Raw genomic sequence first — 22,202 nt, 5'->3', positions numbered from 1 at the left:
GAAGGCGGACCGCCGATGACCACTGCCCCTGCCCCTGCCCCTGCCCCTGCCCCTGCCGCCACCGGCCGCCGGCTGTGCTGGATCTACCCGGATCGCGGCACCGAGCGGATGCGCGACAAGGAATGGAAGCACGTCTGGGGGATCTACCGGGAGGTGGCCCGCGAGGGCGGCTGGGACCTCACGCTGCACAAGCCGGAAGAGGTCGCCGTGGACGTCTCGGTCCCTGGCCTCCCCAGGGTCCACCTGGACGGCGAGCCGGTCACCCCGCAGGACACCGTGTTCGTGACCTCGCTCTGGTCGCTGCCCCACCACACCGTGGACGTCTGCAACCAGCTCTACCTCTACACGATCCTCGAACAGGCCGGCTTCTACCTGCCCATCCCGCCCCGGCTGTCGTTCATCGCCAACGACAAGGCCGCCACCATGCTCCACCTCGCGGACAGCCCGCTGCCCCAGGTCCCCACCATCCGGATCGGCACCGGCCGCGACGCGGCCTCACGGAGCTACGAGGCGGCACTGGCCTCCCTCGGCTACCCGGCCATCGTCAAACCCGCCTACTGGGGCATGGGCCTGGGCGTCTGCCTGGTGCGCAGCGTCGACGAACTCAAGGGCGTGGTCGGCCTCGCCTCCGGCGCGGACACCGCCCTGGTCTGCCAGCCCTACCTCGGCGAGGGCGTCGAGGACTTCCGGGTGTGGGTGGTGGGCGGCAGGCCGCACACCGTGCTGCGCCGCATCCCGAAGGGCAAGTCGCTCACCGCCAACCTGAGTTCGGGCGGCGGCATGGAGCACGTGCCGCTGCCGCCCGAACTCGCCGAGACCGTCGGGTACGTGGCGGCGCGGATGCCGATGCCGTACATCGCTGTCGACTTCCTCTGGGACGGCGAGCGCTTCTGGCTCTCGGAGGTGGAGCCCGACGGCGCCGTCGGCTTCGCCGACTCCGAGCAGACCGAGCGCGAGCAGCGGCAGGTCATCGCCGACCGCTTCGCCGCCTACGCCGACGCGCACCGGGAGTTCCTGAACCGGAAGGACGCCACCCGATGATCGGCCACATCCCGACCGAGCGGCTCCTGGCCCACGCCCGCACCCTGGCCGCCACCGGCGGGGCGCCCGTCCCCCCGGACGCCCGGCACCTCACCGACCTCGCCGTCACCGGCCCCGCGGAGATCTACACGCTGACCGGTGCGGCGGCCCGCGACGCCGGCAGCGTACTGATGTCCAGCGGCGGCACCACCGGCCGCCCCAAACTGACCCACGTCCCGCACGGCATGGGCCTCACCCGGCTGCTGGAGCACTGGCGGCCGCTCCGGCCGGGACACGTCCTGCTCAACCTCTTCAACGCCGGCCGGATGTGGGGCTCGCACTACTACATGCAGACCCTGGCCGAGCGGTGCGGCTGCACCGTCATCCCGTCCGGACCGTACTCCCCGGCGGAGGTGGCCGGCTGGCTGCCCATGCTCTCCGAGGTCGGGGTGGACGCCCTGGCGGGCACCCCCACCGGGCTCGCCGACTTCGCCCAGGGCGTCATCGAGGCCGGCGGCACCCTCCCGGTGCGCACCGTCATCTGGATGGCCGAACCCTGGACCGGCAACAAGCGCGAGCTGGTCGGCCAGGCGTTCCCCGAGGCCGGACTGTGGGGCAACTACGGCTCGGTGGAGACCTGGGTGATGGGCACCAACCGGCCGGGGTGCGACGAGACCACGCTCCACCTGCTGCCCGACCAGGTCATGGAACCCGACGAGGAGGGCGCCCTGCTGAGCCGGGTCGGCGAAGGCTGGACCGTCCCCGTGGTGCGCTACCGGCTGGGCGACCGGGTGGCCCCGGCCGAGTGCCGCTGCGGCGGGCCGGACGCGCTGCGGGTCCTGGGCCGGGCGGACGACTCCGTCACCCTGCGCAGCGCGCTGTTCAAGGCCGGCGAGCTGATCGACCTGGTCCGCGGCGAACCCGGCGTGGTGGAGGCCCAGTTGAGGCTCACCCGGAGCACCGACTCACCCAGGGCGGCCAGCGCCCTGACACTGGAGTTCACCGGGACGGCCGACGCCCAGGCGGTGCGCGGCCGGCTGATCGGCGAGTTCTACCACCTCGCGGCGGTGGCCAGGCAGTACCCCGACGCGCTGCGGGCGCGGCGGGTGGACCGGCTCACCAGGATCGAGCGCACCAACAAGGTCCCCGCGATGGTCTGGCAGCAGCCCGAGACGGACGAGGCGGGTAACGCATGAACCGGTTCCGCGGCAACCCGTGGGCGATCCTGGTCGTCCTCTCCCTCGGGTTCTTCATGACCCTGCTCGACCTGACGATCGTCAACATCGCCATCCCCAGCATGATCGAGGACCTGCACGCCTCCTTCGACGCGGTGCTGTGGTCGCTGAACGGCTACATCCTGGTGCTCGCCGCACTGCTGATCACCTCGGGACGGCTGGGCGACCTGCGCGGTCCGCGCCAGCTCTTCGCGCTGGGCGTCACCGTGTTCACCGTGGCGAGCCTGGTGTGCGGGCTGGTCCAGAACCCCGCCGAACTCATCGCCGCCCGCCTGGTGCAGGGCGTGGGCGCGGCACTGCTCGTACCGCAGACCATGACCCTGATCGTGCGCGCCTTCCCGGCCGAGCGGCGCGGGGCGGCGCTCGGTGTCTGGGGCGCGGTGGCCGGAGTCGCCGCGGTGGCAGGTCCGGCACTGGGCGGCCTGCTGGTCAGCGAGCTGGGCTGGCGCTGGATCTTCTTCGTGAACGTGCCGGTCGGCGCGGTCGTGCTGGCCACCGTCTTCGTCGTGGTCCCGGACCTTCGTCAGGGCACCGGCCACCGGCTGGACCTCACCGGGGTGGCGCTCTCCTCGGCCGGGGTGTTCTGCCTCGCCTTCGCACTGACCGAGGGCGAGCGCTACCACTGGAACGGCGTCATCTGGGGGCTGCTGCTGGCCGCCGCGGTCCTGTTCGCCGCCTTCACCGCCCAGCAGCGCCGCCGCCAGGACGACGAGCCGCTGGTGCCCTTCCGGCTCTTCCACAACCGCAACTACACCGTCATGAACGCGGTTTCGGCCTCGGTCTCGATCGGCGTGCTCGGGCTGATGCTGCTGCTCTCGCTGTACTTCCAGTCCGTGCTCCACTTCAGCGCGCTCAAGGCGGGCCTCGCCCTGGCCCCGGCCTCCGCGGTCTCGATGGTGCTCGCGCCGTTCACCGGCCGTCTCTCCGACCGTATCGACGGCAAGTTCGTGCTGCTCACGGGCATGGTGCTGACGGCGGCCGGGATGGTATGGAGCGCCCTGGTGATGGGCCCCGCGACGCCGTGGGCCGCGTTCGTCGCCCCCATGGTGGTGGTGGGAGCGGGCAACGGCTGCCTGATCGCACCGATGGCCGCGGTGGCGATGCGCGGTGTCGACCCGGCGGTGGTCGGCGCCGCCTCCGGAGTGCTCAACACCGTACGGCAGTTGGGGTCGGTCGTCGGCACCGCGGCGATCGGCGCCCTGGTACAGGTGCAGACCGCGGACGCCCGCAGCGGGGTGAGCACGATGCGCACCTCGATGGCACTGCCCATCGCCGTCATCCTGCTCGGCGCGCTGGCCTGCGCGGCCGCCCGGCGGGACGTCTCGGCGAAGAAGCCGGCGGCCGAACCCGTTCCGGCGGGTGCGGCGGCCCAGGACGCCGCAGGGAGCGGCCGATGAACGGCCCGGCGGGGCACCGCGCACCGGGTGGGCCGCCAACCCCCTAGCGGGGGAGGGCGGTTGAGAGGAAGGCCGTCAGGGCTTCGGTGACCTGTCGCGGGCGTTCCAGCGGCGGCAGGTGCCCGGTGTCGGGGAGGTCGATCCGCCGGGCCCCACGGATGCCCCGGGCCAGCAGCGTGGACACCGCCAGGATCTCCGGTGCGTCCGCCAGCCCCGCGACCACCAGGGTCGGCACCGCCACCTCGGCCAGCCGCCGCTTGGCCGGCGGGCACAGCTGCTCCTCGGCGAAACGGGGGCCGCCCCACAGCCGTTCCCTGGTGCGCCGGTCCATCGCCACGGCCAGCTCCCACACCCGTGGCGGCAGAGCCGACCGGGTCCGCTGTGGCCCGGCCACCAGCAGTTCGGCCTCCGCCTGTGCGACGGCGTCCAGATCACCGGGCTCGACCCGCTCGGCGGCGCCCTGCTGGTAGCGGTGCAGCCGCTCGCCCGGCACCAGGCTGTGCACCCGCCGCTTCGCGCGGTCGACCAGGGAGGCGGGCCACTGGTGACCGGACAGCCCGGCCGCGATCAGACCGAGGGCCCGGAACCGGTGCGGAGCGGTGAGCAGCGCGTCCAGCGCGATCCTCCCGCCGTCGGACGCGCCGACCACCGCCGCCCGCCGCACACCCAACCGGTCCAGCAGGGCCAGCAGATCACGGTGGTGGGCGAAGGGCTCGACCGCATCCCCCGAGTCCCCACGGCCCCGCCAGTCGTATCGGATCACCCGGTACCGCTCGGCCAGGGCCGCGAACTGCTCCTGCCACATCCGCCGGTCCGCACACCCCGCGTGCACCAGGACCACGGGCTCCCCCGAACCCGCCTCCTCGTACACGATGTCCGTCCCGGCGATCCGCACCGTCTCCACCGTCAACCTCCGTGCCGCTGCCGCCTGCCGGCTTCTCCCATGCTCGGCAACGAGTCGTCACGTACGGCGACACGGCGGGTTCGCCGACGGTGAAAGCGGTCGAAGCTCCGGTGGTACGAGGCGACTTGGGAAGGCCACCCCGTTCAACCGGAGCTCCGTTGCGTTCGTGACGGCCCGGCCCGCACTCCTGGCACCGCCGCGGCCTGCGGACTCACGTGATCACCGGGACCTTGAACGCCCATGGCCGGGGCGCTGCTCCGCGGTCCCCGGTACTCGCCGAGCCAACCAACGACAGTGGAATCAAGTCACTGAATAGGAGAGGTTGACCGCCTGAGCACTACTGGCAATCTTGAAACGAATGTAGTAGATACAGTCGCTGCCAAAATGGGTCGCCAGGGTGCATTGATCGCTCAGTGTGACAGAACTCTCGGTGTGCATCGGACTTCCACTGTCTCCGACTGGACCGACAACCTGATTCGTGATATCCGAGTCGCTGATATCGCAGCACTGGCGGACGGTGAACCCGACCGTCGCAAGCGCCGGATTGCCCGGGTCGTGCAGCTGGGCATCGACCGCGACGGTGATGCTGCGCCCAATGGCGGCATGAAATGCCGGAGAGAACATCACGACCGTCGCGGACGCCTTGAATGACTCCTGGATTCCCGACGGATCCAGTGAAAGCGGGTCGGAACAGGACTTTGATGTGCGCGGATCAATTTCACCATTCATATCCAGAACCATACCCGGCCGGGACTCCCGCAGCATCCTGTTCAACCGCTCCGGGGGAGGCTTGCCAGGACCATGGAGGGTGCCGATTCACCTGGCCGACCACATAGTCACCCGTTTTTCATTCCAACGGCTCCATCCTGATGGCGCACGGCACCAGCCGAGGCATCAGACCCGACGTGATGTCAGTGTCACGCCGTCTGTGCCACGGAGCCAGCGGGAGCGACTCGCCTGCCTGGCGACCCCGGAGGCGAACGGTGCCCTCCCCGAGGGGAGAGTGTGCAGCTTCCGATGATCCGAAGTAGCCTGGTACACACGGTACTTGCGTACAGCCTGACCCCGCATGCTTCCGGCCGTCAGGCAGGCGGCTGTACTGCCGCCCGGTTTCCACACCAGCACTGCCGCCGGGGCAGGCGTGCGGAAGCCCGTCGAGCACCGAGCCGGAGGCGCGGGCGTGGCATCGGCCCTCCGGGGAGGGTGCCGTTCCCGACGCGCGATGCCCCAGGGGCGGAAATTCGCACCGCCCCGTGGCAGCCGATTTCCTGGATTGCCTTGCCCCCTGCGGGCTGGTCAAAAATCCTTACTTCTTTCGAGCATGAATTGGAAAAAGTCATGGCAGAGGTGCACACCCTCTCGGACGCTGCCATTCAGCAGCTCTCTCGCGAGGTTCCGCGAAGTCTCTTCCGGGACGCCGTGCTGTTCGGCATTGAACAGGCGGTCAACGTCTCGCTCTTCGGCAAGCCGGCGGTATGGATTCCACGAGCGGTTTCAGATGACCCTGGCGGGCGAGAGACCGTCTACGAGCTTCCGATGAATGAACCAACACTCATGGGTTTCTATGTGGTCGACAACCAGATCATCAAGGACACGTTCACCAGAACGGCAGAACGTTCGTATTCCAGAGAACTTGCAACACAACTCGGGGAAGTCCTGTTCGCCGGCTCGGGGGAGATCGAGGAGATCGACCGGCGGATCGGCTACGGAAAGATCGAATTCCGCGGCGAAAGCACCTCGGCCGCGCAGTCGTTCGCCAGTACGGCGCACCCCTCGCCGCCGACTCCCGTATGGGTCCTCTGGAGCTGTATCAAGGTAAACTGACACGGCAGCTGTGGTTCGTGATCGGCAGAGTGTCGCTGCCGGTCGGCAGGTGGGGCTTCGGCAGAGGCGTTTCAAAGTCCCGGTGATCACGTGAGTCCGCAGACCGCGGCGGTGCCAGGAGTGCAGGCCAGGCCGTCACGAACGCGACGAAGCTCCGGTTGGACGGGGTGACCTTCCCAAGTCGCCTCGTACCGCCGGAGCTTCGAAGCGTCGTCAGTCTGCCACCGTCTCCACCGTCAACCTCCGTGCCGCTGCCGCCTGCCGGCTTCTCCCATGCTCGGCAACGAGTCGTCGCGTACGGCGATACGGCGGGTTCGTCGAAGGTGAAAGCGGGTTGGGCGGTGGACGGGCGCAGTCGTTCAAGCGGTGGACTGGATTATGCGAGAACGCGAATAGAGGCCCGTCGCCCTTGTGACAAGGCGTCGACCGTCCGTAGCGTGCCGGCTGCGACTGCGGAGCAGAAGAGGAGGCCGGTGGCAGAAGAGGTGCGACTGACGATGATTGCGGGGGGCGTACGGCGGCGCAGAGGACGACAGCGGGTCGGGTGACTGTGACTCGGGAGACTGTCCCACGGTCTTCACGACCGACCAGCCCGGACTCATCGCCGTGCAGGGGTACACGGTCGAGCGCGTCACCCTGGACGGCGAGGCCGTCGTGACCATCCCGGAGAAGCTGCCGAAGGATGCTGCCCGTGCTCTTGGACGGTGAGGAGTGGGCGGGGTACTTCACGCCGCCCGCCGCAAGGCACACCGCAGCGCGCTTGCCGAATCCCCCGCGTTCATGCGGGAGAGCGCTTCAACGGTCCTACACGACAACCGCATTGGAAGCCCTGATGACCACCCACCAGCCTGCCAGGACCCATTTCCAGGCGCATGGCCGTCCCCGCGACATGCAGATCTACAAGCAGTACTTCGACCTGATCGCCTCCGGCGAGAAGACCGTCGAGGTGCGCGTGGCCTACGACTCCATGAAGCGGGTCAGGGTCGGGGACCTCCTCAACTTCACCTGTCGGGGTGAGAACTGCCTCACCCGCGTCAAGCGCATCGGCCGGTACCGGACGTTCAAGGAAATGTTCGGCACCGAGGACGTGAAGGCGGTCAACCCGCATGCGACCGAGGCCGAGCAACTGCGGGCGATTCAGGCGATCTTCCCTCCCCACAAGGAAGCCCTCGGCGTCATCACCTTCGAGATCGACCGGGTGAACGCCGATGAGTAGGCCCCGACGGGTACTGGTGGCCCGCAAGGGCAATCACCTTGACGAACTCGCCGCGCACACACCGGCTCGCGTGCCGTCGCCGAGAAACTCGGCTTCACCGTTGAAGGGACACTGCGCAATCGTGGCATCGCCAACGACGGCAGGCCACACGACTGGTGGGTGGGCGGACTGCTGAGGCCCTGATGCTCGGCCGGCTGCGTTTGCTCTTCTGCAGGGAAGTTCCCAGCTCGGACAGTGCCCGCAGAAGAACCACAGCCATTGGACCGCCTGCTCCGAAGACGGCAGGGGCCGGGGATGGGGCCTTAGGTCGGTGGTGGTGGGGGCGCTCCTGGGCCGGGGGCGGCCCAGGAGCGGCGGTCTACCGAGATGCGTCGGAATAGGCGGCGGTGGCGCGGATTTCGACGAGTAGCCCCGGACTGGCGAGGGCGCTGACACCGATCAGCGACCAGGTCGGGAAAGGGGCTTTGATGAGGCGCTGCTTGGCTTCGAGGAAGCCGGGCATGTGCCGGTGGATGTCCACGTGGTAGCTGGTCACGTCCACGAGGGCGGACATGTCGAGGTTCTCCAAGCGGAGGATCTCCTCGATGCGCCGGATGGCGATCTCGGTCTGCTCTTCGATGGTGTCCGCGATGGTTCCGTCGGCACGGCGGCCGATGGTTCCGGCGATGAAGAGCAGACCGTGCGCACGGACCGCGGCGGAATAGCCGAAGCGGGCGAAGGCGCCGCGGGTCTCTCCGAAGACTTCGGAGTCCTCGGGGATCTCGACGGTGTGGATGGTCATGGCAGTGCTTCCCTCTCTCTGTTGACTGGTCGTGGGATCCGTGACGTCAGTTGCCCCAGCGGGACGAACGACAGGCGTGCTCCAGTCGGGTCCGGCCGAAGGTCTCACGCTCTCGGAGGAATTCACCGGGAATCGTGTAGCGGGGTGCGTTCTTCGGGTTCTTCGCGGCTTGCGCGACGATCGCGTCGGTGAGTGAGCGGATCATCTCCAGTCTCGGGTAGGCGGCATGAACCGCGTCGGCCTGCTCGTCGGTGACGGTTTCGACGTGACCGGTGCTCAGCGATCCGCCGAAGTCGAGCCCGACGCCTTCCCGGACGAGCAGGCACAACGTGCCGCGCCGTTCCGCGATGCCTGGGGAGGTGTGCAGGGCGATGGCCTGCCAGACCTGATCGGCGTCAGCCTCGGAAACTCCGCGCGCGACGAGGAACTCGGCGGCCCGGTCGGCGCCTTCGACCTCGAAACGCTGACAGTGCGGACCGTCCGACGCGACGCCGAGGTCGTGCATCACGCAGGCGGCGAACAGCAGGCTGTCGTCGTAGTCACGGCCGACGGCCAGGTCGAGGCGGCTGGCCACCAACCTGGCGAACAGGTAGCTGCGGACGCTGTGGTTGAACACGGAGGGCGTTTGCACCGTCCGGACGAGATTCACGACGGCGTCGGCAAGTGGTGTGCCGGGCAGCGTGATCAGGTCCGTGGTCACCCCGCGGGTAGATCCGTTCATGACTTCAGCCTGGCTGCGACCACCCTGACCTGGCGAGAGGCAAAATTACCCGACTTCGATAGGATCCTGCCATGACAGTGCACCGAGTCGCAGTCCTGGCGCTGGACGGGGTCACCCCGCTCGATCTGGCGATCCCGACGCAGATCTTCAACGCCCGACCGGAGACCCCGTACGAGATGACCGTGTGCGCGCTCGACGCGAAGGTGACCACCAGCGCGGGCTTCGCACTGATCGCCGATGGGGGACTGGAGCAGGTACGCGCCGCCGACACGGTGATCGTTCCGGGGTGCGAGCCGATCCCCCGGGTTCCGGACGCCGCACTCGACGCGCTGGCCGAGGCCCGCGACCGTGGTCGGCGCGTGGTGTCGATCTGCACGGGAGCCTTCGCGCTGGCCGCGGCGGGCGTGCTGGACGGCCTGCACGCCACGACCCACTGGAAGCACATCGAGGAGCTCGAACGGGATTTCCCCGCCATCACGGTCGACCGCGACGTCTTGTACGTCGACGAGGGTGACGTGCTCACCTCGGCCGGCGTCTGCTGCGGCATCGACCTCTGCCTGCACATCGTGCGCCGCGACCTCGGGGCGGTGGTGGCCAACCAGATCGCCCGCGGCCTGGTCGCCGCCCCGCACCGAGACGGCGGGCAGGCGCAGTACGTACCCGCTCCGGTCGCGGTAACCGGCGAGGCCTCGCTCTCCACCACCCGGGGATGGGCCCTGCAACGACTCGAGGAGCCACTCAGCCTGCCGGTGCTCGCCCGCCACGCCGGTCTATCGCAGCGCACCTTCATCCGCCGGTTCGCCGAGGAGACCGGCACGACCCCGCTGCGGTGGCTGCTCAACGCCCGGATCAGCCGGGCACGGGAACTGCTGGAAACCACGGACCACCCGGTGGACCGGGTGGCACGCGACTGCGGACTGGGCACAGCCGCCAACCTGCGCCTGCACTTCCGCCGCGCACTCGACACCACTCCCACTGCCTACCGACGCACCTTCTGGTGTTCGGACGACACACCCAAGCCGGACCCGTTGCCATGACCCGGACGCCTCACCGCCACCTCGGACGGCCTTGCTGACCGTTTCGGAACGAGGCTCCGAGTCGCAACGGCACAGGGTCGCAACGGCACAGGGCGGAAACGGCCGCCGGTCGGCTACGCAAGCAGGCCGATCATCTTGAAGCGCCGAGGTGGCAAGTCAGCAGTAGTCAGCACGAAGCCCCGGGACCGCCTTGGCGAGGCCCGGGGCTTCGTGGTGCTCAGTGCGTGGCAGCGGGCTCCGGGAGCCGCCGCGACAGGTTCATCTCCTCGACGGTGGCGACCAGCGGGGCCAGCTCGGGGTTCTTGGCGGCCTCGTCCAACGCCTCCCGGAGGGCGGCCTCGTTGGTCGGCCTGGCCGCTTCCAGGAGCTCCAGGCCGGGCCCGGTCACGTCGGTGTAGATGCCGCGGCGGTCGGTCGCGCAGAGGTAGCGCGAGAGCAGGCCGCGGTCCTCCAGCCGGGTGACGAGGCGGGTGGTGGCGCTCTGGCTGAGCACCACCGCGTCGGCGACCTGCTTCATCTGCAGGTGCCCGCCCTCGCCGTCGTGCTGGCGGCTGAGCACGTCGAGCAGCGAGTACTCGCGCACGCTCAGGTCGTGCTCGGCCTGGAGGGTGCGCTCGATGTGCGCCTCGATCCGGCCGGCCAGGAGGTAGAGGGCGGCCCAGCCGTTGGCGAGGGCGGTCAGCGCGGGGTCCGTGGCGGTCATGGGCGCGGCTCTCCTTCCAGGTGCATGTTCTCCAGGATAAGCCCTTGCACAAAATATCGGCCAGCGCACGTATACCGCTCATGCAAGTAATGCTCTCCGCGGCGCCCGGATGCGCGATCCGCCGCCGTCCGGAGGATCGGTTCCACCTGGCTCCTGAGGAATCCGCCCCGCATCCGCACAGCGACCGCCGCCAGCGCCCACCATCAGCGATGAGCGAATGCCCGCATTTGCACGTAGCCCGCGTGTGCAACTATTGTCGGAGCACGTAAGGCGCAACAGCAATCGTATGGAGGGCGGCACACCATGCCTCTCGCGCTCCTAGCCCTGGCCATCGGGGCCTTCGGGATCGGTACGACCGAGTTCGTGGTCATGGGCCTGCTGCCCGAGATCGCCGGCGACTACGGGGTGTCCATCCCCTCCGCCGGACTCCTGGTCACCGGTTACGCGATCGGCGTCGTCATCGGCGCCCCGCTGATGACGGTGCTCGGCACCCGGATCAGCCGCAAGACGATGCTCATGGTCCTCATGGGCCTGTTCGTGGCGGGGAACCTGCTCTCCGCCGTGGCACCGACCATGGGCGTGATGCTCGCCGGCCGCATCGTGGCCTCCCTCGCCCACGGCGCGTTCTTCGGCATCGGCTCGGTGGTCGCCGCCGACCTCGTGGCCGCCGACAGGAAGGCCGGCGCCATCGCCACGATGTTCACCGGCCTCACCATCGCCAACATCGTCGGCGTTCCGCTGGGCACCTTCATCGGCCAGGCCGTCGGCTGGCGGGTCACCTTCGCCGCCGTCGCCGCGCTCGGCGTGGTCGGACTGCTCGGCATCGCCAGGCTCGTCCCCGCCCTGCCCCGCGCCGAGGGCGCCCACCTGCGCCGCGAGCTCACGGCGTTCCGCAACCCCCAGGTCCTGCTCGCCATGGCGATGACCGTCCTCGGCTTCGGCGGTGTCTTCGCGGCGATCACCTACATCGCCCCGATGATGACCCACGTCGCCGGGTACTCCGACGGCGCCGTCACCTGGCTGCTGGTCCTGTTCGGCGTCGGGATGTTCCTCGGCAACCTGCTCGGCGGCAAGTTCGCCGACCGCAAGCTGATGCCGATGCTCTACGCCTCCCTCGGCGGACTCGCCGTCGTCCTGGCCCTGTTCACCCTCACCGCGCACAACAAGATCCTCGCCGCGGTCTCCATCCTGCTCGTCGGGGCGCTCGGCTTCGCCACCGTCCCGCCGCTGCAGAAGCGGGTCCTCGACCAGGCGCACGGCGCGCCCACCCTGGCCTCCGCCGTCAACATCGGCGCCTTCAACCTCGGTAACGCCCTCGCCGCGTGGCTCGGCGGGCAGGTCATCGCCGCCGGCCTCGGCTACACCGCCCCGAACTGGGTCGGCGCGCTGCTCGCCGGGGCCGCCCTCCTGCTGGCCGTCTGGTCCGCCGTCCTGGAGCGCCGCGCCCCCGTACGGGAGGGCGCCGTCACCGCCGCTCCCGTCCCCGTCCACCACTGACCGTCCCTCTCCCCGTTCCTTCCAGGAGAAGCGCCACCATGAGCACCACCCTCACCCCGCTGACCACCGCCGACGCCGAGACCCTCGTCGCCGCCGCCCGCCGCGCTGCCCAGGCGGCCGGGGTCGCGGTCAGCGTCACCGTCCTGGACGCGGGCGGCCACCTGCTCGCCTTCCTCCGCGACGACAGCGCCGTGCTGATCTCCGGCGAGACCAGCACCCGCAAGGCGTACACCGCCCTCCAGCTGGGCGCCCCCACCGCCGACCTGGTCGACCTCGTCAAGCCGGACGGACCGTTCCACACCCTGCCCACCGCGCTCGACCGGCCGCTCCTCTTCATCGCCGGCGGCGTCCCGATCCACCGCGACGGCAGGCTCGTCGGCGCCATCGGCCTCGGCGGCGGCGCCCCCGAGCAGGATCACTCCTTCGCCACCGCCGCGCTGACGGAACTCGCCCGGTGACCCGCACCCCGCAGGAGGTCTTCGCCGACCACGGGCAGCGCCTGGGCACCGGGGACCTCGACCACATCGCCGGGAACTACACCGAGGACACCGTCCTCATCACCCCCGAGGGCGCGTTCCGCGGCCACGACGGGGTCCGGCGGGTCATCGGCCGCCTTCTGGCCGATCTCCCGGACGCCGACTGGCAGCTGGACCCGCGGTTCGCGGGCGGGGTGCTGTTCCTCCAGTGGACCGCCGCCACCGCCACTCACCAGGTCACCGACGGCACCGACACCTTCGTCTTCCGCGACGGACTCATCAGCGCCCAGACCGTCCGCTACACCCTCACTGACCGCCCTCTCTGAAAGTGCGCACCATGAACAACCCCGGCATCCCCACCGTGAAGCTCAACAACGGCGTCGAGATCCCCCAGCTCGGCTTCGGCGTCTTCCAGGTCCCCGACGACGAGACCACCGCCGCCGTCGCCTCCGCCCTGGAGGCCGGCTACCGCAGCATCGACACCGCCGCGATCTACGGCAACGAGACCGGCGTCGGCCGCGCCCTGGCCGCCTCCGGCCTGCCGCGCGAGGAACTGTTCGTCACCACCAAGCTGTGGAACGCCGACCAGGGCTACGACGCCACGCTGCGCGCCTTCGACGCCAGCCTCGCCAAGCTCGGTCTGGAGCAGATCGACCTCTACCTGATCCACTGGCCCACCCCGGCCCGCGACCTCTACCCGGACTCCTGGCGCGCCGTCGAGCGCCTCGCCTCCGAGGGCCGCATCCGCGCCGCCGGCGTCTCCAACTTCCAGCCCGCCCACCTCCAGCGCCTGCTGGACGACAGCCGGCTGGTGCCCGCCGTGAACCAGGTCGAGCTGCACCCCGGCCTCCAGCAGGCCGAGCTGCGCGCCTTCCACGCCGAGCACGGCATCGCCACCGAGGCGTGGAGCCCGCTCGCCCAGGGCGCCGTCCTGGACGACCCGGCGATCACCGCGATCGCCGCCCGCACCGGCAAGTCCGCCGCCCAGGTGGTGCTGCGCTGGCACCTCCAGCTCGGCAACATCGTCATCCCGAAGTCCGTCACCCCGGCGCGCATCCGCCAGAACCTGGACGTCTTCGACTTCCAGCTGACCGAGGAGGACATGGCCGCCATCGCCGCCACCGACCGCGGCCTGCGCACCGGCCCGCACCCGGACCAGTTCAACTGACCGACCCCGTACCCCCGGAAGCCCGCTGCGGGCCGGCCCTTCCCGGCCGACCCGCAGCGGGCTTCGCCCGTTCCCCCGCTCTGAGGACCGATTCAGCGCTGCGCCTGCGGACCCGCCGGTGGCGCGAACTCGCCGGGGAGAAGCCGTATGTGACCCCGATGGTGCTCACCCTCCAGGAGGTCCCGGACGCCCCGGCCCGTCCGATCCGGCTCGGCCTCAGCACCGGCCGCAACGCCCTGATCGAGCGCCTGGAGACCATGGCGCTGTTCGGGGTCTCGCACGTCTCCTTCAATCTGCGGCCCAACGACCGGCCGGTGGAGGAACTGCTGCGGGAGCTCGCGGGGGTACGTCCTGCCGCGCTTCCCCGCATCCGTCGCATAGAGCCCTTGCAGTAGCCCGCGTCTGCAATTATTGTTAAGGCTTGCAAGATGCGCTCGCATCTATTGAGTGGCCCTTGCGCCCCACACTCCCCGTTTCGAAAAGGCACCACCATGTCCCTCAAGGAACTCCTCCCCGGCAAGCTCGGCTACGGCACCGCCCCGCTCGGCAACATGTTCCGCGCGATCCCCGAGACCGAGGCACTCGCCACCGTCGAGGCCGCCTGGCAGCAGGGCGTCCGCTACTACGACACCGCCCCCTTCTACGGCGCGGGCCTCGCCGAGGAGCGCCTCGGTGAGGTCCTCTCCGCCAGGCCCCGCGACGAGTACGTGCTCTCCACCAAGGTCGGCCGCGTCATCCTGGAGGAGCTGGAGGAGGGCACCCGCGAACTCGGCGAGAAGGGCGGCCTGTTCGAGCACGGCAACCCCAACAGGATGCTGCACGTCTGGACTGCCGAGGCCACCGAGCGCTCCATCGAGGACAGCCTCAAGCGCCTGCGCACCGACCGCCTGGACATCGTCTGGGTCCACGACATCGCCCAGGACTTCCACGGCGACCAGTGGCTGGCCAAGTTCGAGGAGGCCCGCACCGGCGCCTTCCGCGTCCTGTCCCGCCTGCGCGAGGAGGGCGTCATCGGGGCCTGGGGCCTCGGCGTCAACAAGACCGAGCCGATCGAGCTCACCCTGTCCCTCGACGAGCCCCGCCCGGACGGCTTCCTCCTCGCCGGCCGCTACACCCTCCTCGACCACGAGCACGCCCTCCAGCGCCTGCTGCCGATGGCGCAGGAGCAGGGCGTCGGCATGGTCGTCGGCGGCCCCTACAGCTCCGGCATCCTCGCCGGCGGCACCCACTTCGAGTACCAGGAAGCCCCCGCGCACATCATCGAGCGCGTCACCCGGCTCAAGGACCTGGCCGCGAAGCACGGTGTGAGCATCAAGGCCGCCGCCCTGCAGTTCTCCCTCGCCCACCCGGTCACCGCCGCGGTCGTCGCCGGCGCCACCAAGCCCAGCCGCATCGCCGAGGACCAGGCGGCGCTCAACGAGACCGTCCCCGCCGCGTTCTGGCAGGAGCTGCGCGCCGCCGACCTCGTCAGCCCGGCCGCCCCGCTGCCGTACGGCGCCTGAACCACCCCCGACCCGTCAGGAAATCCGATCATGGCCTCCACCTCCGTCAGCCGCATCGTCCCCGCCTCCCCCGACAAGGTGTGGAACCTCATCGGCGGCTTCGACTCCCTCCCCGACTGGCTCCCGTACATCGCCGAGAGCACCGCCCTCGAAGGCGGCCGCGTCCGCCGCCTGCGCAACCCCGAGGGCGGGATCATCATCGAGCGCCTCGTCGCCTTCAACGAGGCCGAGCGCCACTACAGCTACGCCATCCTGGAAGCCCCGTTCCCCGTCAACGGCTACGTCTCCACGATCCGCGTCCACGCCGTCCCCGGCCAGGAGAACGCCGCCGAGGTCCAGTGGTCCGGCCGCTTCAACCCCGACGGCGCCACCGAGGACGAGGCCGTGGCCCTCTTCACCACCATTTACCGCGACGGCCTCGACGCCCTCCACACCACCCTCGCCGCCTGAGACCCCTTCCCCCCGCAAGCCCGGGTACGCCCCCCGCGTACCTGGGCTGCCGGCTCGTTCCGGGCCCCGGAGGGGCCTGCGTCAGGCGCGGGGGAGGGTGACGTCGAAGGCGGTGGGGGTGCTGGTGAGCGTGGCGTCCAGAGCCTCCAGGAGGCCTCGCGCGGCGGCTGGATGGGGACATCTCTCAACGGCTGCCAGCGGCAGCTCAACCTGAAGAGCCGACCACCCTGATCGGGCGGTCGGCTCGGTTCGCTCGCGTGGGAGCTTGGCGGTGGGGTCAGACGGTCCCGAACTCGCCGGCCTTCACGCCTGCCACGAAGGCTGCGAAGGCCTCGGGGGAGAAGATCAAGGCCGGACCCGTGGGGTCCTTCGAGTCGCGGACGGGGACGACTCCGGGGAGGTTGGCGGCCGCCTCAACGCAGTTGCCGCCGTTGCTGCTGTAGCTGGATTTGAACCAGTCGGGCTCGGTCACTGAAGTTCCTTTCGCACCTTGCCAAAGCGGCTGGATGGGGACATCTCTCAACGGCTGCCAGCGGTAGGTCAACCTGAAGAGCCGACCACCCTGATCGGGCGGTTGGCTCGGTTCGCTCATGTGAGAGCCGGGCGGTGGGGTCAGACGGTCCCGAACTCGCCGGCCTTCACGCCTGCCACGAAGGCCGCGAAGGCGTCAGCAGAGAAGACGAAGGTCGGGCCTTGAGGGTCCTTGCTGTCACGGACGGGGACGAAGCCGGGGAAGCCGTCGGCCACCTCCACACAGCCGTTCTGTCCGCCACTGTATGTACTCTTCCGCCAGGCAGCGTTGGTCAGGTCAACGTCCATCTTCCAATTCCTCCCGTACGCGGTGGATCATCGCCACGGATGCGGCCTGCGACAGCGCTTCAACCTGTAGTTGATGGTAGGCGGTCAGCGGCAGCCGGATGCGGACATCTCTCAACGGCTGCCAGCGGCAGCTCAGCCTGAAGAGCCGACCACCCTGATCGGGCGGTCGGCTCGGTTCGCTCGCGTGGGAGCTTGGCGGTGGGGTCAGACGGTCCCGAACTCGCCGGCCTTCACGCCTGCCACGAAGGCCGCGAAGGCCTCGGGGGAGAAGGCCAAGGCCGGACCCGCGGGGTCCTTCGAGTCGCGGACGGGGACGACTCCAGGGAAGCCGTCAGCTACCTCTATACACGCGCCACCTTGCTGGCTGTAGGTTGACTTCCGCCAGCTGGCGCCGGACATGTCCATACTCACGTGAGTTCCTTCCGAGCAGCGCGAATGAGGTCGAGGGACGCAGCCTCAGAAAGCGCGCCCACTTGTAGCCGATGGTAGTTCCTCTCCCAGGTGGTGAGGGTGCTGGGATCTCGCTGTAGATGCCCCTGACCTTCGGACTCCGTGTACCCGGTCAGGCTTCGGTTGGGGAGTGTCAGCAGATGCACTGGCAACGCGAACGGCCGGTCCTCTCCCATGGAGAACGGGGCGACCTGAAGGATCAGGCCCGGCGTGCTGGCTTGCTTCTCCAGCTCGACGAGCTGGCGATCCATCACCTCTCGCCCACCGATCGTTCGACGCAGACAGCTTTCATCCAGAACCGCGTGAACCAGTGGCGCAGTTGGTGATGCAAGACGGCGTTGCCGAGTGAGCAGGTATGCGACTCGTTGGTCGGCCTCCTCTTGAGTGATACTCCCGCGCCTCACCTCGGCACTCGCCATGGCCCCCGCATACTCCGGCGTCTGAAGCAGACCAGGGATCACCCCGAGTTCGAATACGCGGATCTCTCGGGCCTTGGCTTCCTGTGCGGCGTACTCCTCGAAGCCTTCGAGCATCGAAGCGCTTCGAACATCCCGGTACTGGTCGACGAACCGGCTGTTCGTGCCAAATGCCACGTCAGCTTGCTGCGCGAAACGAAAGGTTGGGGGTTTGCGGCCAGTTTCTACGGCCGACACATGCGTCGCTGAGTACTCCATGTGCTCGCTGAGCTCATCCTGAGTCCATCCGCGTTCTTCGCGTGCGCTGCGAAGTTTGGCGCCGAAGGCGGCACGAGGCGACTCATCCGGATCTAAATCGCGACGGTTCAAGATCTACTATTCCTTCCGTTCTGACAGGTTGAAGACACTTGGACTCTACGGGAAAGTCGTGTCATCTGGGTAGCTAAATCACTACGGAGAGGTACGACGGTGGTCGGATGCAGAGCGTCTTCACTGGCGCTGCATGTGCCCCAAGTGGGCGAAGTGGCATGGGACAAGATCCACGCCGATTGCGATGGCCAGCACGGTGGCGCCGTAAGCCCGCCAGGGTCCGGATCTGCGGAGCGCCCGCCAAGCCCGCTGGATCGGATGATGACGCGTCGGCGGATCGAGGCAGTAGTCGCTTGGCACGGTCTGGCCGATGCGCTGGCTCGGGCGGGGATCGTGTTGCCGTCTCTCGGAGTTGATCAGGTGCCCGTGATCGGGAGTGGTGTCTTCCTGGTGGAACTCGGCAGGGCCCGACCGGACGTCATCGCCCAACTCGCCGCAGTGGTAAGGCTCGGCGTCGAGGCGCGGCGAGCGCAGTCGGGTGCCGTGGCCCTATGAGAGAGACGGGTTCGCTGCGATGCCCCACCCAGGACTGCGGGTGGCAGGTCGAGTTGAGTGACCCCGGCGCTGAGGGTGTTCGTGACTGGCGTTGTGGCGGCTGCGGGTTCTTCGGTTACACGCTTCCGCCGGAGTATGCGGCGGAGCACCCGTGCGAGCAGTTCCTCCAGCTGGCCGGCGGTCCGGTGCAGGTTGGGAAGAAGGCGACCGCATGATCCCCGAGGCGGTACCGGCGGCCCTGTTCGGACGCCTGATACGGCGCGTCCGGTCTTCGATTCTCCGCCCCGCCTCTTGATCACGGAGTTCTCGAGCATGACGTACCGCCCGACCCAGTTCATGAACACCGACTACGGCGCCTGGGCGGATCCCCCCGAGCGCCCCGACGCCGACGGCTCCGAAATCGACGGCGAACCTGAGCAGTTGGCCGATGACGCACAGTCCGAGCAGCTCCAGGTCGACCAGTCCGCTCCGCAGGTGTGAACCCGTGAGGCCGAGCCTTCCACCTCACCGCAACCGCCACTGCCGCGCACTCCGACAGCCGTGACGGTCGACCTGATTCTCGGCACCGGCCTGGTCATCGCCCTCACAGTCAGCGGCTGCGCCGCATTCCGTGCCGAGCAGTACCGCACCAAGCTCCCACCGGGCTCCAACTCCCCAACCCCGGTGGGGAATCCGGGTCGGCCGCACGCCTCCACCCCCCGAGGGGCGCGCGGCCGGCCACGATCCGCCGATCGCCAAGAGACACCTCACAACAGTCAGAAGGACGGCTGATGCACTCCGACCTCGTCCCCGACCAGCACTCCCGGATCCAGGTGGGATGCCAGGCCCTGATCACCAACCCCCGAGGCTTCGTCCTCCTCATCAACCCGGACGACCAGGACGGCTGGACCCTCCCCGGCGGCACCGCCCACCAAGGCGAACTGCCCCACCTCGCCGCCACCCGCACCGTCCGGGCCACCACCGGACTCAACCTGCACTTCACCGACGTCCTCATCATCGACATCACCCCCGGAACACATGCACCCCAGAGCATCGACCACATCTTCACCACGCAGGTGACAGCACAGACCGCCGCCACCGCCACCATCCCCGCCAAAGCACTCGCCACCATCAGCGAAATCACCTGGATCGAACCGGACTTCATCCCCGACCGCTGCACCGACCACCAGACCCACCGCATCTGGTCCGCCCTGCTACGCCTCACCGACCCGTTCGCCCCCGTCTACCACGTCGAAGGCCGCGCCATCACGACCTGACGGCACCCCGAACCCCCGCCACCGCATCACTGCTGCCGGCGGGAGGGTCCGCTGTTCCTTCCCCTACGGCTTCCTACCGGGCGTCAGTTGCGCGGTCATCGCTTGTGCGACCGCGTCGCGCACCTCGGCATCGGTGGGGACCGGCAGGCCGCGTTCGGCGGCGAGTTCGGCCAGGGAGGTCATACGGACGCCGGGCAGGGCACAGGCGGTGAAGGTGGTGTAGACGCTCAGGTCGGGGGCGACGCTGAGGGCGAAGCCGTGGCTGGAGACGCTCCCACTGATGCGCATGCCGATTGAGGCGAGTTTGCGATGATCGGGCGTCCACACGCCGACGAGACTCTCGGAGCCCCGCGGGGTCTCCCGGCGGATCGCTGGGAAGCCGAGGGTGTCCAGTGCGTCGATCAGTGCCTGCTCGACACGGCGTATCAGACCTCGGGGACCGAGTTCGCGGACGTTGAGCACGAGGTAGCCGATGAGTTGGCCGGGATCGTGGTAGGTGGCGTGTCCGCCGCGGTCGGTCTGCACCAGGGTGATCGGTGATTCCGCGTCAGGCAGTTGGTCCTTCGGCGTCCGGGCGGTGTAAGTGATCACCGCCGGGTGCGTGAGCAGGAAGAGCCTGTCGACCGCGAGGCCCTCTTTGCGCTCCTCGACCCAGCGGGCCATGTCCGCCTGCGCCGCCTCGTAGGGTACTTCTGCGAGGTCGACGCGCTCCAACCACCGGTGTTCTGACCGCTGTTCCTCCGCGGGCTTCGGCAGTTTCACCACTCGTCTCCTTGCTCATGACCGTAGTTGATCAGCTGGACGATAACCGGCATCGTCGGCGCCGGACTGAGCGCCTCAGCTGGCGAGTCGAGCACCTTGCCCGGAAGCCATGGCCGGGAGTGGCCGCCAACTGGTGGGGACGTCGCGCATGACCAGGGCGCAGTCCACGGTCGCGCTCCCCGGTGGGAAGCGGTCCGGGTCGTCGAAGAAGGAGGACACGGCGGAGCGGGTCAGGCCGGCTTCCACCCGCCAGGCGTCGGTGCGCAGCTCCATGCCGTCCAGGTGGCGGCCGGAGCCCGTGGCCGAGTAGCCCTTGGCCCCGCATCGGAAGAATCGCGAAGCCTCGGCGAGGTCGGCGAAGAGCTCGCTGCCCCGCAGCTCATCGGACAGCTCGACGGTGACATCAACCCGGGTCTCGCCGTCCCGGGCCGCGAGTGCGACGCGCAGCCGATCGGGAGTCTCGTGCACCTCGAAGTCGGCGCGGCTGTGCTCGCCGGGGAAAAGGCGGCCACCCGCCCAGGCGTTGAGGCGCGAGGCGGTTTCGCGCCGTGGGATGTAGACGCCGGTCTCGACGCCGTCCGGTCCGTCCCACTCGACGGCGATCCGATGCGCCGCGTTCTCGCTCCGCAGCCCGAATGCCTTGGGCGCCCATACGGGCCGAACGCTTCCCAGGCGCAGCAGGCAGATGCCCGCGACCGCGTGGCCGTGGACCAGCTGCGGACGCAGCGGGCCGGGGAGCAGGCGGGCCGCGGCCTCGGGGGCGACCCGGTAGTTCACCAGCAGTCGTCGTTCGACGACACTGGACAGCTGTAACTGCTTCATGATCCCTCACTCTGTGTGCCAGGGCGCCATTTGGTGCGGCGGAGCACGATCTGCTCGGGGCAGACCGCGCTCAGGAACCGGCCGATGCAGGTGGCGAGACGCTCCTCGGCCAGTGCGTAGAAGATCCGGTTTCCCTCCCGCCGCTCGGTGATCAGCCCGGCTCCCTTGAGCACACCGAGGTGCCGTGAGACGGAGGGCGCACTGATCGCGAACCTGGCCGCGATCTCCCCGGCTGCGAGCTCGCCGCCCCTGAGGTCCTCAAGGATCTGACGTCTCGTCGGATCGGCGAGGGCGCGGAAGGCTCCAGCCTCGTCCTGGGCTTCTGTCATGCTTGGTATTTTGCACCTTAGCTAAATACCTAACAAGGGGTTCTGCGACCTTCGTCGTCAGCAGTTGCGACCGACCGCTTCTAGGGTCGGCCCGCCAACTGGACCGCTCACTCGCCAGCTGAAGCGCAGCATCCCGGTGACCATCACGACGGTGCCGGACACCGCTGTCCGGCCGCTCATGCCTGGTGCGGTGACGGCAAGAAGGCCCGACGCCCCGAGTCCGACCCCGAGCGGTGCCATGGCGTTCGGCCGGTACCCGCTGCCGACACGCAAGAGGATCAACCGCACCGGCGTAAGCGCCACCAGCAGTGCAGCCAGGCCGGAGGGCAGCCGTGTCTCCGCGAGGGGCGTCCCGTACGGCCCGTCGCGCTGCCCGCGTGACCGGCCTTCCCAGCGGGCGGTCCTCGATTAAATCAGTTGTGTCCATTGCTTGTTGAACGCCGCCCGAGTGCGCTGCTTCTCTACATCCCGGACAACGTTAGGGGCTACTGAGCAAACTCGTGGCGACATCTCTGGCATGAGCATTCCCGAGGGATGCACTCCGCTGGTCTAC

Annotated in this window: 28 protein-coding genes and 2 pseudogenes; 17 read left to right on the top strand and 13 right to left on the bottom strand. The window is 69.1% G+C overall.

Annotated elements, in window-relative coordinates; translation table 11 throughout:
* Positions 1 to 15: 15 nt before the first annotated feature.
* The 3 genes from ACSMTC_RS09600 to ACSMTC_RS09590 are packed head-to-tail and all read left to right on the top strand — an operon-like array spanning position 16 to position 3,652.
* Positions 16 to 1,041, top strand: coding sequence for an ATP-grasp domain-containing protein (locus ACSMTC_RS09600; RefSeq protein WP_436559237.1), 1,026 nt, complete (start codon positions 16 to 18; stop codon positions 1,039 to 1,041).
* Entirely contained in the window at positions 1,038 to 2,216 is a 1,179-nt protein-coding gene (locus ACSMTC_RS09595) for an AMP-binding protein (protein ID WP_436559236.1), read from the top strand. Before ACSMTC_RS09600 ends, ACSMTC_RS09595 begins: the two co-directional genes overlap by 4 nt.
* Entirely contained in the window at positions 2,213 to 3,652 is a 1,440-nt protein-coding gene (locus tag ACSMTC_RS09590) for a DHA2 family efflux MFS transporter permease subunit (protein ID WP_436559235.1), read from the top strand. Before ACSMTC_RS09595 ends, ACSMTC_RS09590 begins: the two co-directional genes overlap by 4 nt.
* 43 nt (positions 3,653 to 3,695) lie before the next feature.
* On the opposite strand, the gene ACSMTC_RS09585 is transcribed toward ACSMTC_RS09590, so the two are convergent.
* Both ACSMTC_RS09585 and ACSMTC_RS09580 read right to left on the bottom strand, forming a co-directional pair.
* The gene (locus ACSMTC_RS09585; protein ID WP_436559234.1) at positions 3,696 to 4,556 is read right to left on the bottom strand and encodes an alpha/beta fold hydrolase; all 861 of its coding nucleotides are present in this window, start codon (positions 4,554 to 4,556) and stop codon (positions 3,696 to 3,698) included.
* A gap of 300 nt (positions 4,557 to 4,856) precedes the next feature.
* Positions 4,857 to 5,285, bottom strand: coding sequence for a hypothetical protein (locus ACSMTC_RS09580; protein WP_436559233.1), 429 nt, complete (start codon positions 5,283 to 5,285; stop codon positions 4,857 to 4,859).
* Positions 5,286 to 5,759: 474 nt separating this feature from the next.
* On the opposite strand from ACSMTC_RS09580, the gene ACSMTC_RS09575 reads away from it, so the two are divergent.
* The 3 genes and pseudogenes from ACSMTC_RS09575 to ACSMTC_RS09565 form a co-directional block, all read left to right on the top strand.
* Positions 5,760 to 6,380 carry a hypothetical protein gene (locus ACSMTC_RS09575; protein WP_436559232.1) on the top strand — a complete coding sequence of 207 codons (621 nt, stop codon included), beginning with the start codon at positions 5,760 to 5,762 and terminating at the stop codon, positions 6,378 to 6,380.
* An 832-nt stretch (positions 6,381 to 7,212) separates the two neighbouring features.
* Positions 7,213 to 7,596, top strand: a complete 384-nt coding sequence (locus ACSMTC_RS09570; protein WP_436559231.1) for an ASCH domain-containing protein — start codon at positions 7,213 to 7,215, stop codon at positions 7,594 to 7,596.
* 57 nt (positions 7,597 to 7,653) lie between these two features.
* Positions 7,654 to 7,779: pseudogene (locus tag ACSMTC_RS09565) on the top strand (GNAT family N-acetyltransferase); the annotation flags it as partial.
* Between the two features lie 175 nt (positions 7,780 to 7,954).
* On the opposite strand, the gene ACSMTC_RS09560 reads toward ACSMTC_RS09565, so the two are convergent.
* Positions 7,955 to 8,377, bottom strand: coding sequence for a Rid family hydrolase (locus ACSMTC_RS09560; RefSeq protein WP_436559230.1), 423 nt, complete (start codon positions 8,375 to 8,377; stop codon positions 7,955 to 7,957).
* A gap of 46 nt (positions 8,378 to 8,423) precedes the next feature.
* Entirely contained in the window at positions 8,424 to 9,098 is a 675-nt protein-coding gene (locus ACSMTC_RS09555) for an HD domain-containing protein (RefSeq protein WP_436559229.1), read from the bottom strand.
* Between the two features lie 71 nt (positions 9,099 to 9,169).
* Between ACSMTC_RS09555 and ACSMTC_RS09550 the strand changes: the two genes are divergently transcribed.
* Positions 9,170 to 10,135: a GlxA family transcriptional regulator gene (locus ACSMTC_RS09550; RefSeq protein ID WP_436559228.1), complete on the top strand. Its 966-nt coding sequence runs from the start codon at positions 9,170 to 9,172 to the stop codon at positions 10,133 to 10,135.
* Between the two features lie 217 nt (positions 10,136 to 10,352).
* On the opposite strand, the gene ACSMTC_RS09545 is transcribed toward ACSMTC_RS09550, so the two are convergent.
* Positions 10,353 to 10,838 (bottom strand): MarR family winged helix-turn-helix transcriptional regulator, encoded by a 486-nt coding sequence (locus tag ACSMTC_RS09545; RefSeq protein ID WP_436559227.1) that lies wholly within the window; start codon positions 10,836 to 10,838, stop codon positions 10,353 to 10,355.
* A 303-nt stretch (positions 10,839 to 11,141) separates the two neighbouring features.
* Here ACSMTC_RS09545 and ACSMTC_RS09540 point away from each other — a divergent pair, with 303 nt between their 5' ends.
* The 7 genes from ACSMTC_RS09540 (at position 11,142) to ACSMTC_RS09510 (ending at position 15,931) form a co-directional block, all read left to right on the top strand.
* Entirely contained in the window at positions 11,142 to 12,335 is a 1,194-nt protein-coding gene (locus ACSMTC_RS09540; protein WP_436559226.1) for an MFS transporter, read from the top strand.
* Between the two features lie 38 nt (positions 12,336 to 12,373).
* Positions 12,374 to 12,793 (top strand): GlcG/HbpS family heme-binding protein, encoded by a 420-nt coding sequence (locus ACSMTC_RS09535; RefSeq protein ID WP_436559225.1) that lies wholly within the window; start codon positions 12,374 to 12,376, stop codon positions 12,791 to 12,793.
* Positions 12,790 to 13,137, top strand: coding sequence for a nuclear transport factor 2 family protein (locus ACSMTC_RS09530; RefSeq protein WP_436559224.1), 348 nt, complete (start codon positions 12,790 to 12,792; stop codon positions 13,135 to 13,137). Before ACSMTC_RS09535 ends, ACSMTC_RS09530 begins: the two co-directional genes overlap by 4 nt.
* Positions 13,138 to 13,148: 11 nt before the next feature.
* The gene (locus tag ACSMTC_RS09525; RefSeq protein WP_436559223.1) at positions 13,149 to 13,979 is read left to right on the top strand and encodes an aldo/keto reductase; all 831 of its coding nucleotides are present in this window, start codon (positions 13,149 to 13,151) and stop codon (positions 13,977 to 13,979) included.
* A gap of 149 nt (positions 13,980 to 14,128) precedes the next feature.
* Positions 14,129 to 14,374, top strand: coding sequence for a hypothetical protein (locus ACSMTC_RS09520; RefSeq protein ID WP_436559222.1), 246 nt, complete (start codon positions 14,129 to 14,131; stop codon positions 14,372 to 14,374).
* A 96-nt stretch (positions 14,375 to 14,470) separates the two neighbouring features.
* Entirely contained in the window at positions 14,471 to 15,481 is a 1,011-nt protein-coding gene (locus ACSMTC_RS09515; protein ID WP_436559221.1) for an aldo/keto reductase, read from the top strand.
* 30 nt (positions 15,482 to 15,511) lie between these two features.
* The gene (locus ACSMTC_RS09510; RefSeq protein WP_436559220.1) at positions 15,512 to 15,931 is read left to right on the top strand and encodes an SRPBCC family protein; all 420 of its coding nucleotides are present in this window, start codon (positions 15,512 to 15,514) and stop codon (positions 15,929 to 15,931) included.
* Positions 15,932 to 16,208: 277 nt separating this feature from the next.
* Here ACSMTC_RS09510 and ACSMTC_RS09505 read toward each other — a convergent pair whose 3' ends face one another.
* From ACSMTC_RS09505 to ACSMTC_RS09485, 5 genes and pseudogenes are all read right to left on the bottom strand, one after another.
* Positions 16,209 to 16,403 (bottom strand): DUF397 domain-containing protein, encoded by a 195-nt coding sequence (locus ACSMTC_RS09505; protein WP_436559219.1) that lies wholly within the window; start codon positions 16,401 to 16,403, stop codon positions 16,209 to 16,211.
* A gap of 140 nt (positions 16,404 to 16,543) precedes the next feature.
* A complete protein-coding gene (locus ACSMTC_RS09500) occupies positions 16,544 to 16,750 on the bottom strand; it encodes a DUF397 domain-containing protein (protein WP_436559218.1) in 207 nt (68 codons plus the stop codon).
* Positions 16,740 to 16,838 (bottom strand): annotated as a pseudogene (locus ACSMTC_RS09495) (transcriptional regulator); the annotation flags it as partial. The pseudogene ACSMTC_RS09495 and the gene ACSMTC_RS09500, both read right to left, overlap by 11 nt.
* Positions 16,839 to 16,954: 116 nt before the next feature.
* Complete coding sequence (locus ACSMTC_RS09490; RefSeq protein WP_436564639.1) at positions 16,955 to 17,155, bottom strand: DUF397 domain-containing protein; 201 nt, start codon at positions 17,153 to 17,155, stop codon at positions 16,955 to 16,957.
* A gap of 2 nt (positions 17,156 to 17,157) precedes the next feature.
* The gene (locus ACSMTC_RS09485) at positions 17,158 to 17,988 is read right to left on the bottom strand and encodes a helix-turn-helix domain-containing protein (protein WP_436564638.1); all 831 of its coding nucleotides are present in this window, start codon (positions 17,986 to 17,988) and stop codon (positions 17,158 to 17,160) included.
* A 357-nt stretch (positions 17,989 to 18,345) separates the two neighbouring features.
* Here ACSMTC_RS09485 and ACSMTC_RS09480 point away from each other — a divergent pair, with 357 nt between their 5' ends.
* The 3 genes from ACSMTC_RS09480 to ACSMTC_RS09470 all read left to right on the top strand — a co-directional run bounded on the left by ACSMTC_RS09480 (position 18,346) and on the right by ACSMTC_RS09470 (position 19,736).
* Positions 18,346 to 18,480 (top strand): hypothetical protein, encoded by a 135-nt coding sequence (locus ACSMTC_RS09480; protein ID WP_436559217.1) that lies wholly within the window; start codon positions 18,346 to 18,348, stop codon positions 18,478 to 18,480.
* A 312-nt stretch (positions 18,481 to 18,792) separates the two neighbouring features.
* Positions 18,793 to 18,960: a hypothetical protein gene (locus ACSMTC_RS09475; protein WP_436559216.1), complete on the top strand. Its 168-nt coding sequence runs from the start codon at positions 18,793 to 18,795 to the stop codon at positions 18,958 to 18,960.
* Between the two features lie 290 nt (positions 18,961 to 19,250).
* A complete protein-coding gene (locus ACSMTC_RS09470) occupies positions 19,251 to 19,736 on the top strand; it encodes an NUDIX domain-containing protein (protein ID WP_436559215.1) in 486 nt (161 codons plus the stop codon).
* Between the two features lie 63 nt (positions 19,737 to 19,799).
* On the opposite strand, the gene lipB is transcribed toward ACSMTC_RS09470, so the two are convergent.
* The 3 genes from lipB to ACSMTC_RS09455 all read right to left on the bottom strand — a co-directional run bounded on the left by lipB (position 19,800) and on the right by ACSMTC_RS09455 (position 21,649).
* On the bottom strand, positions 19,800 to 20,498 hold the full coding sequence (gene lipB, locus ACSMTC_RS09465; RefSeq protein ID WP_436559214.1) for a lipoyl(octanoyl) transferase LipB: 699 nt from the start codon (positions 20,496 to 20,498) through the stop codon (positions 19,800 to 19,802).
* 75 nt (positions 20,499 to 20,573) lie between these two features.
* Positions 20,574 to 21,320, bottom strand: a complete 747-nt coding sequence (locus ACSMTC_RS09460) for a DUF2071 domain-containing protein (RefSeq protein ID WP_436559213.1) — start codon at positions 21,318 to 21,320, stop codon at positions 20,574 to 20,576.
* Entirely contained in the window at positions 21,317 to 21,649 is a 333-nt protein-coding gene (locus tag ACSMTC_RS09455) for a metalloregulator ArsR/SmtB family transcription factor (RefSeq protein ID WP_436559212.1), read from the bottom strand. The genes ACSMTC_RS09460 and ACSMTC_RS09455 overlap by 4 nt, the downstream gene beginning before the upstream one ends.
* Positions 21,650 to 22,202 lie beyond the last annotated feature (553 nt).

Source organism: Kitasatospora sp. HPM-01-4, assembly GCF_051374625.1.
GTDB lineage: Bacteria > Actinomycetota > Actinomycetes > Streptomycetales > Streptomycetaceae > Kitasatospora.
The sequence above is the reverse complement of the archived record's forward strand: the minus strand, read 5'-3'. Positions and strand labels throughout refer to the sequence as shown.

What these genes read in the sequence shown, in the direction of transcription:
- ACSMTC_RS09600 (WP_436559237.1), top strand. Translation starts at nt 16, where the DNA reads ATGACCACTGCCCCTGCCCCTGCCCCTGCCCCTGCCCCTGCCGCCACC.
- ACSMTC_RS09595 (WP_436559236.1), top strand. Translation starts at nt 1,038, where the DNA reads ATGATCGGCCACATCCCGACCGAGCGGCTCCTGGCCCACGCCCGCACC.
- ACSMTC_RS09590 (WP_436559235.1), top strand. Translation starts at nt 2,213, where the DNA reads ATGAACCGGTTCCGCGGCAACCCGTGGGCGATCCTGGTCGTCCTCTCC.
- ACSMTC_RS09580 (WP_436559233.1), bottom strand. Translation starts at nt 5,285, where the DNA reads ATGAATGGTGAAATTGATCCGCGCACATCAAAGTCCTGTTCCGACCCG.
- ACSMTC_RS09570 (WP_436559231.1), top strand. Translation starts at nt 7,213, where the DNA reads ATGACCACCCACCAGCCTGCCAGGACCCATTTCCAGGCGCATGGCCGT.
- ACSMTC_RS09560 (WP_436559230.1), bottom strand. Translation starts at nt 8,377, where the DNA reads ATGACCATCCACACCGTCGAGATCCCCGAGGACTCCGAAGTCTTCGGA.
- ACSMTC_RS09555 (WP_436559229.1), bottom strand. Translation starts at nt 9,098, where the DNA reads ATGAACGGATCTACCCGCGGGGTGACCACGGACCTGATCACGCTGCCC.
- ACSMTC_RS09550 (WP_436559228.1), top strand. Translation starts at nt 9,170, where the DNA reads ATGACAGTGCACCGAGTCGCAGTCCTGGCGCTGGACGGGGTCACCCCG.
- ACSMTC_RS09545 (WP_436559227.1), bottom strand. Translation starts at nt 10,838, where the DNA reads ATGACCGCCACGGACCCCGCGCTGACCGCCCTCGCCAACGGCTGGGCC.
- ACSMTC_RS09540 (WP_436559226.1), top strand. Translation starts at nt 11,142, where the DNA reads ATGCCTCTCGCGCTCCTAGCCCTGGCCATCGGGGCCTTCGGGATCGGT.
- ACSMTC_RS09535 (WP_436559225.1), top strand. Translation starts at nt 12,374, where the DNA reads ATGAGCACCACCCTCACCCCGCTGACCACCGCCGACGCCGAGACCCTC.
- ACSMTC_RS09525 (WP_436559223.1), top strand. Translation starts at nt 13,149, where the DNA reads ATGAACAACCCCGGCATCCCCACCGTGAAGCTCAACAACGGCGTCGAG.
- ACSMTC_RS09515 (WP_436559221.1), top strand. Translation starts at nt 14,471, where the DNA reads ATGTCCCTCAAGGAACTCCTCCCCGGCAAGCTCGGCTACGGCACCGCC.
- ACSMTC_RS09510 (WP_436559220.1), top strand. Translation starts at nt 15,512, where the DNA reads ATGGCCTCCACCTCCGTCAGCCGCATCGTCCCCGCCTCCCCCGACAAG.
- ACSMTC_RS09500 (WP_436559218.1), bottom strand. Translation starts at nt 16,750, where the DNA reads ATGGACGTTGACCTGACCAACGCTGCCTGGCGGAAGAGTACATACAGT.
- ACSMTC_RS09490 (WP_436564639.1), bottom strand. Translation starts at nt 17,155, where the DNA reads ATGGACATGTCCGGCGCCAGCTGGCGGAAGTCAACCTACAGCCAGCAA.
- ACSMTC_RS09475 (WP_436559216.1), top strand. Translation starts at nt 18,793, where the DNA reads ATGACGTACCGCCCGACCCAGTTCATGAACACCGACTACGGCGCCTGG.
- ACSMTC_RS09470 (WP_436559215.1), top strand. Translation starts at nt 19,251, where the DNA reads ATGCACTCCGACCTCGTCCCCGACCAGCACTCCCGGATCCAGGTGGGA.
- ACSMTC_RS09460 (WP_436559213.1), bottom strand. Translation starts at nt 21,320, where the DNA reads ATGAAGCAGTTACAGCTGTCCAGTGTCGTCGAACGACGACTGCTGGTG.
- ACSMTC_RS09455 (WP_436559212.1), bottom strand. Translation starts at nt 21,649, where the DNA reads ATGACAGAAGCCCAGGACGAGGCTGGAGCCTTCCGCGCCCTCGCCGAT.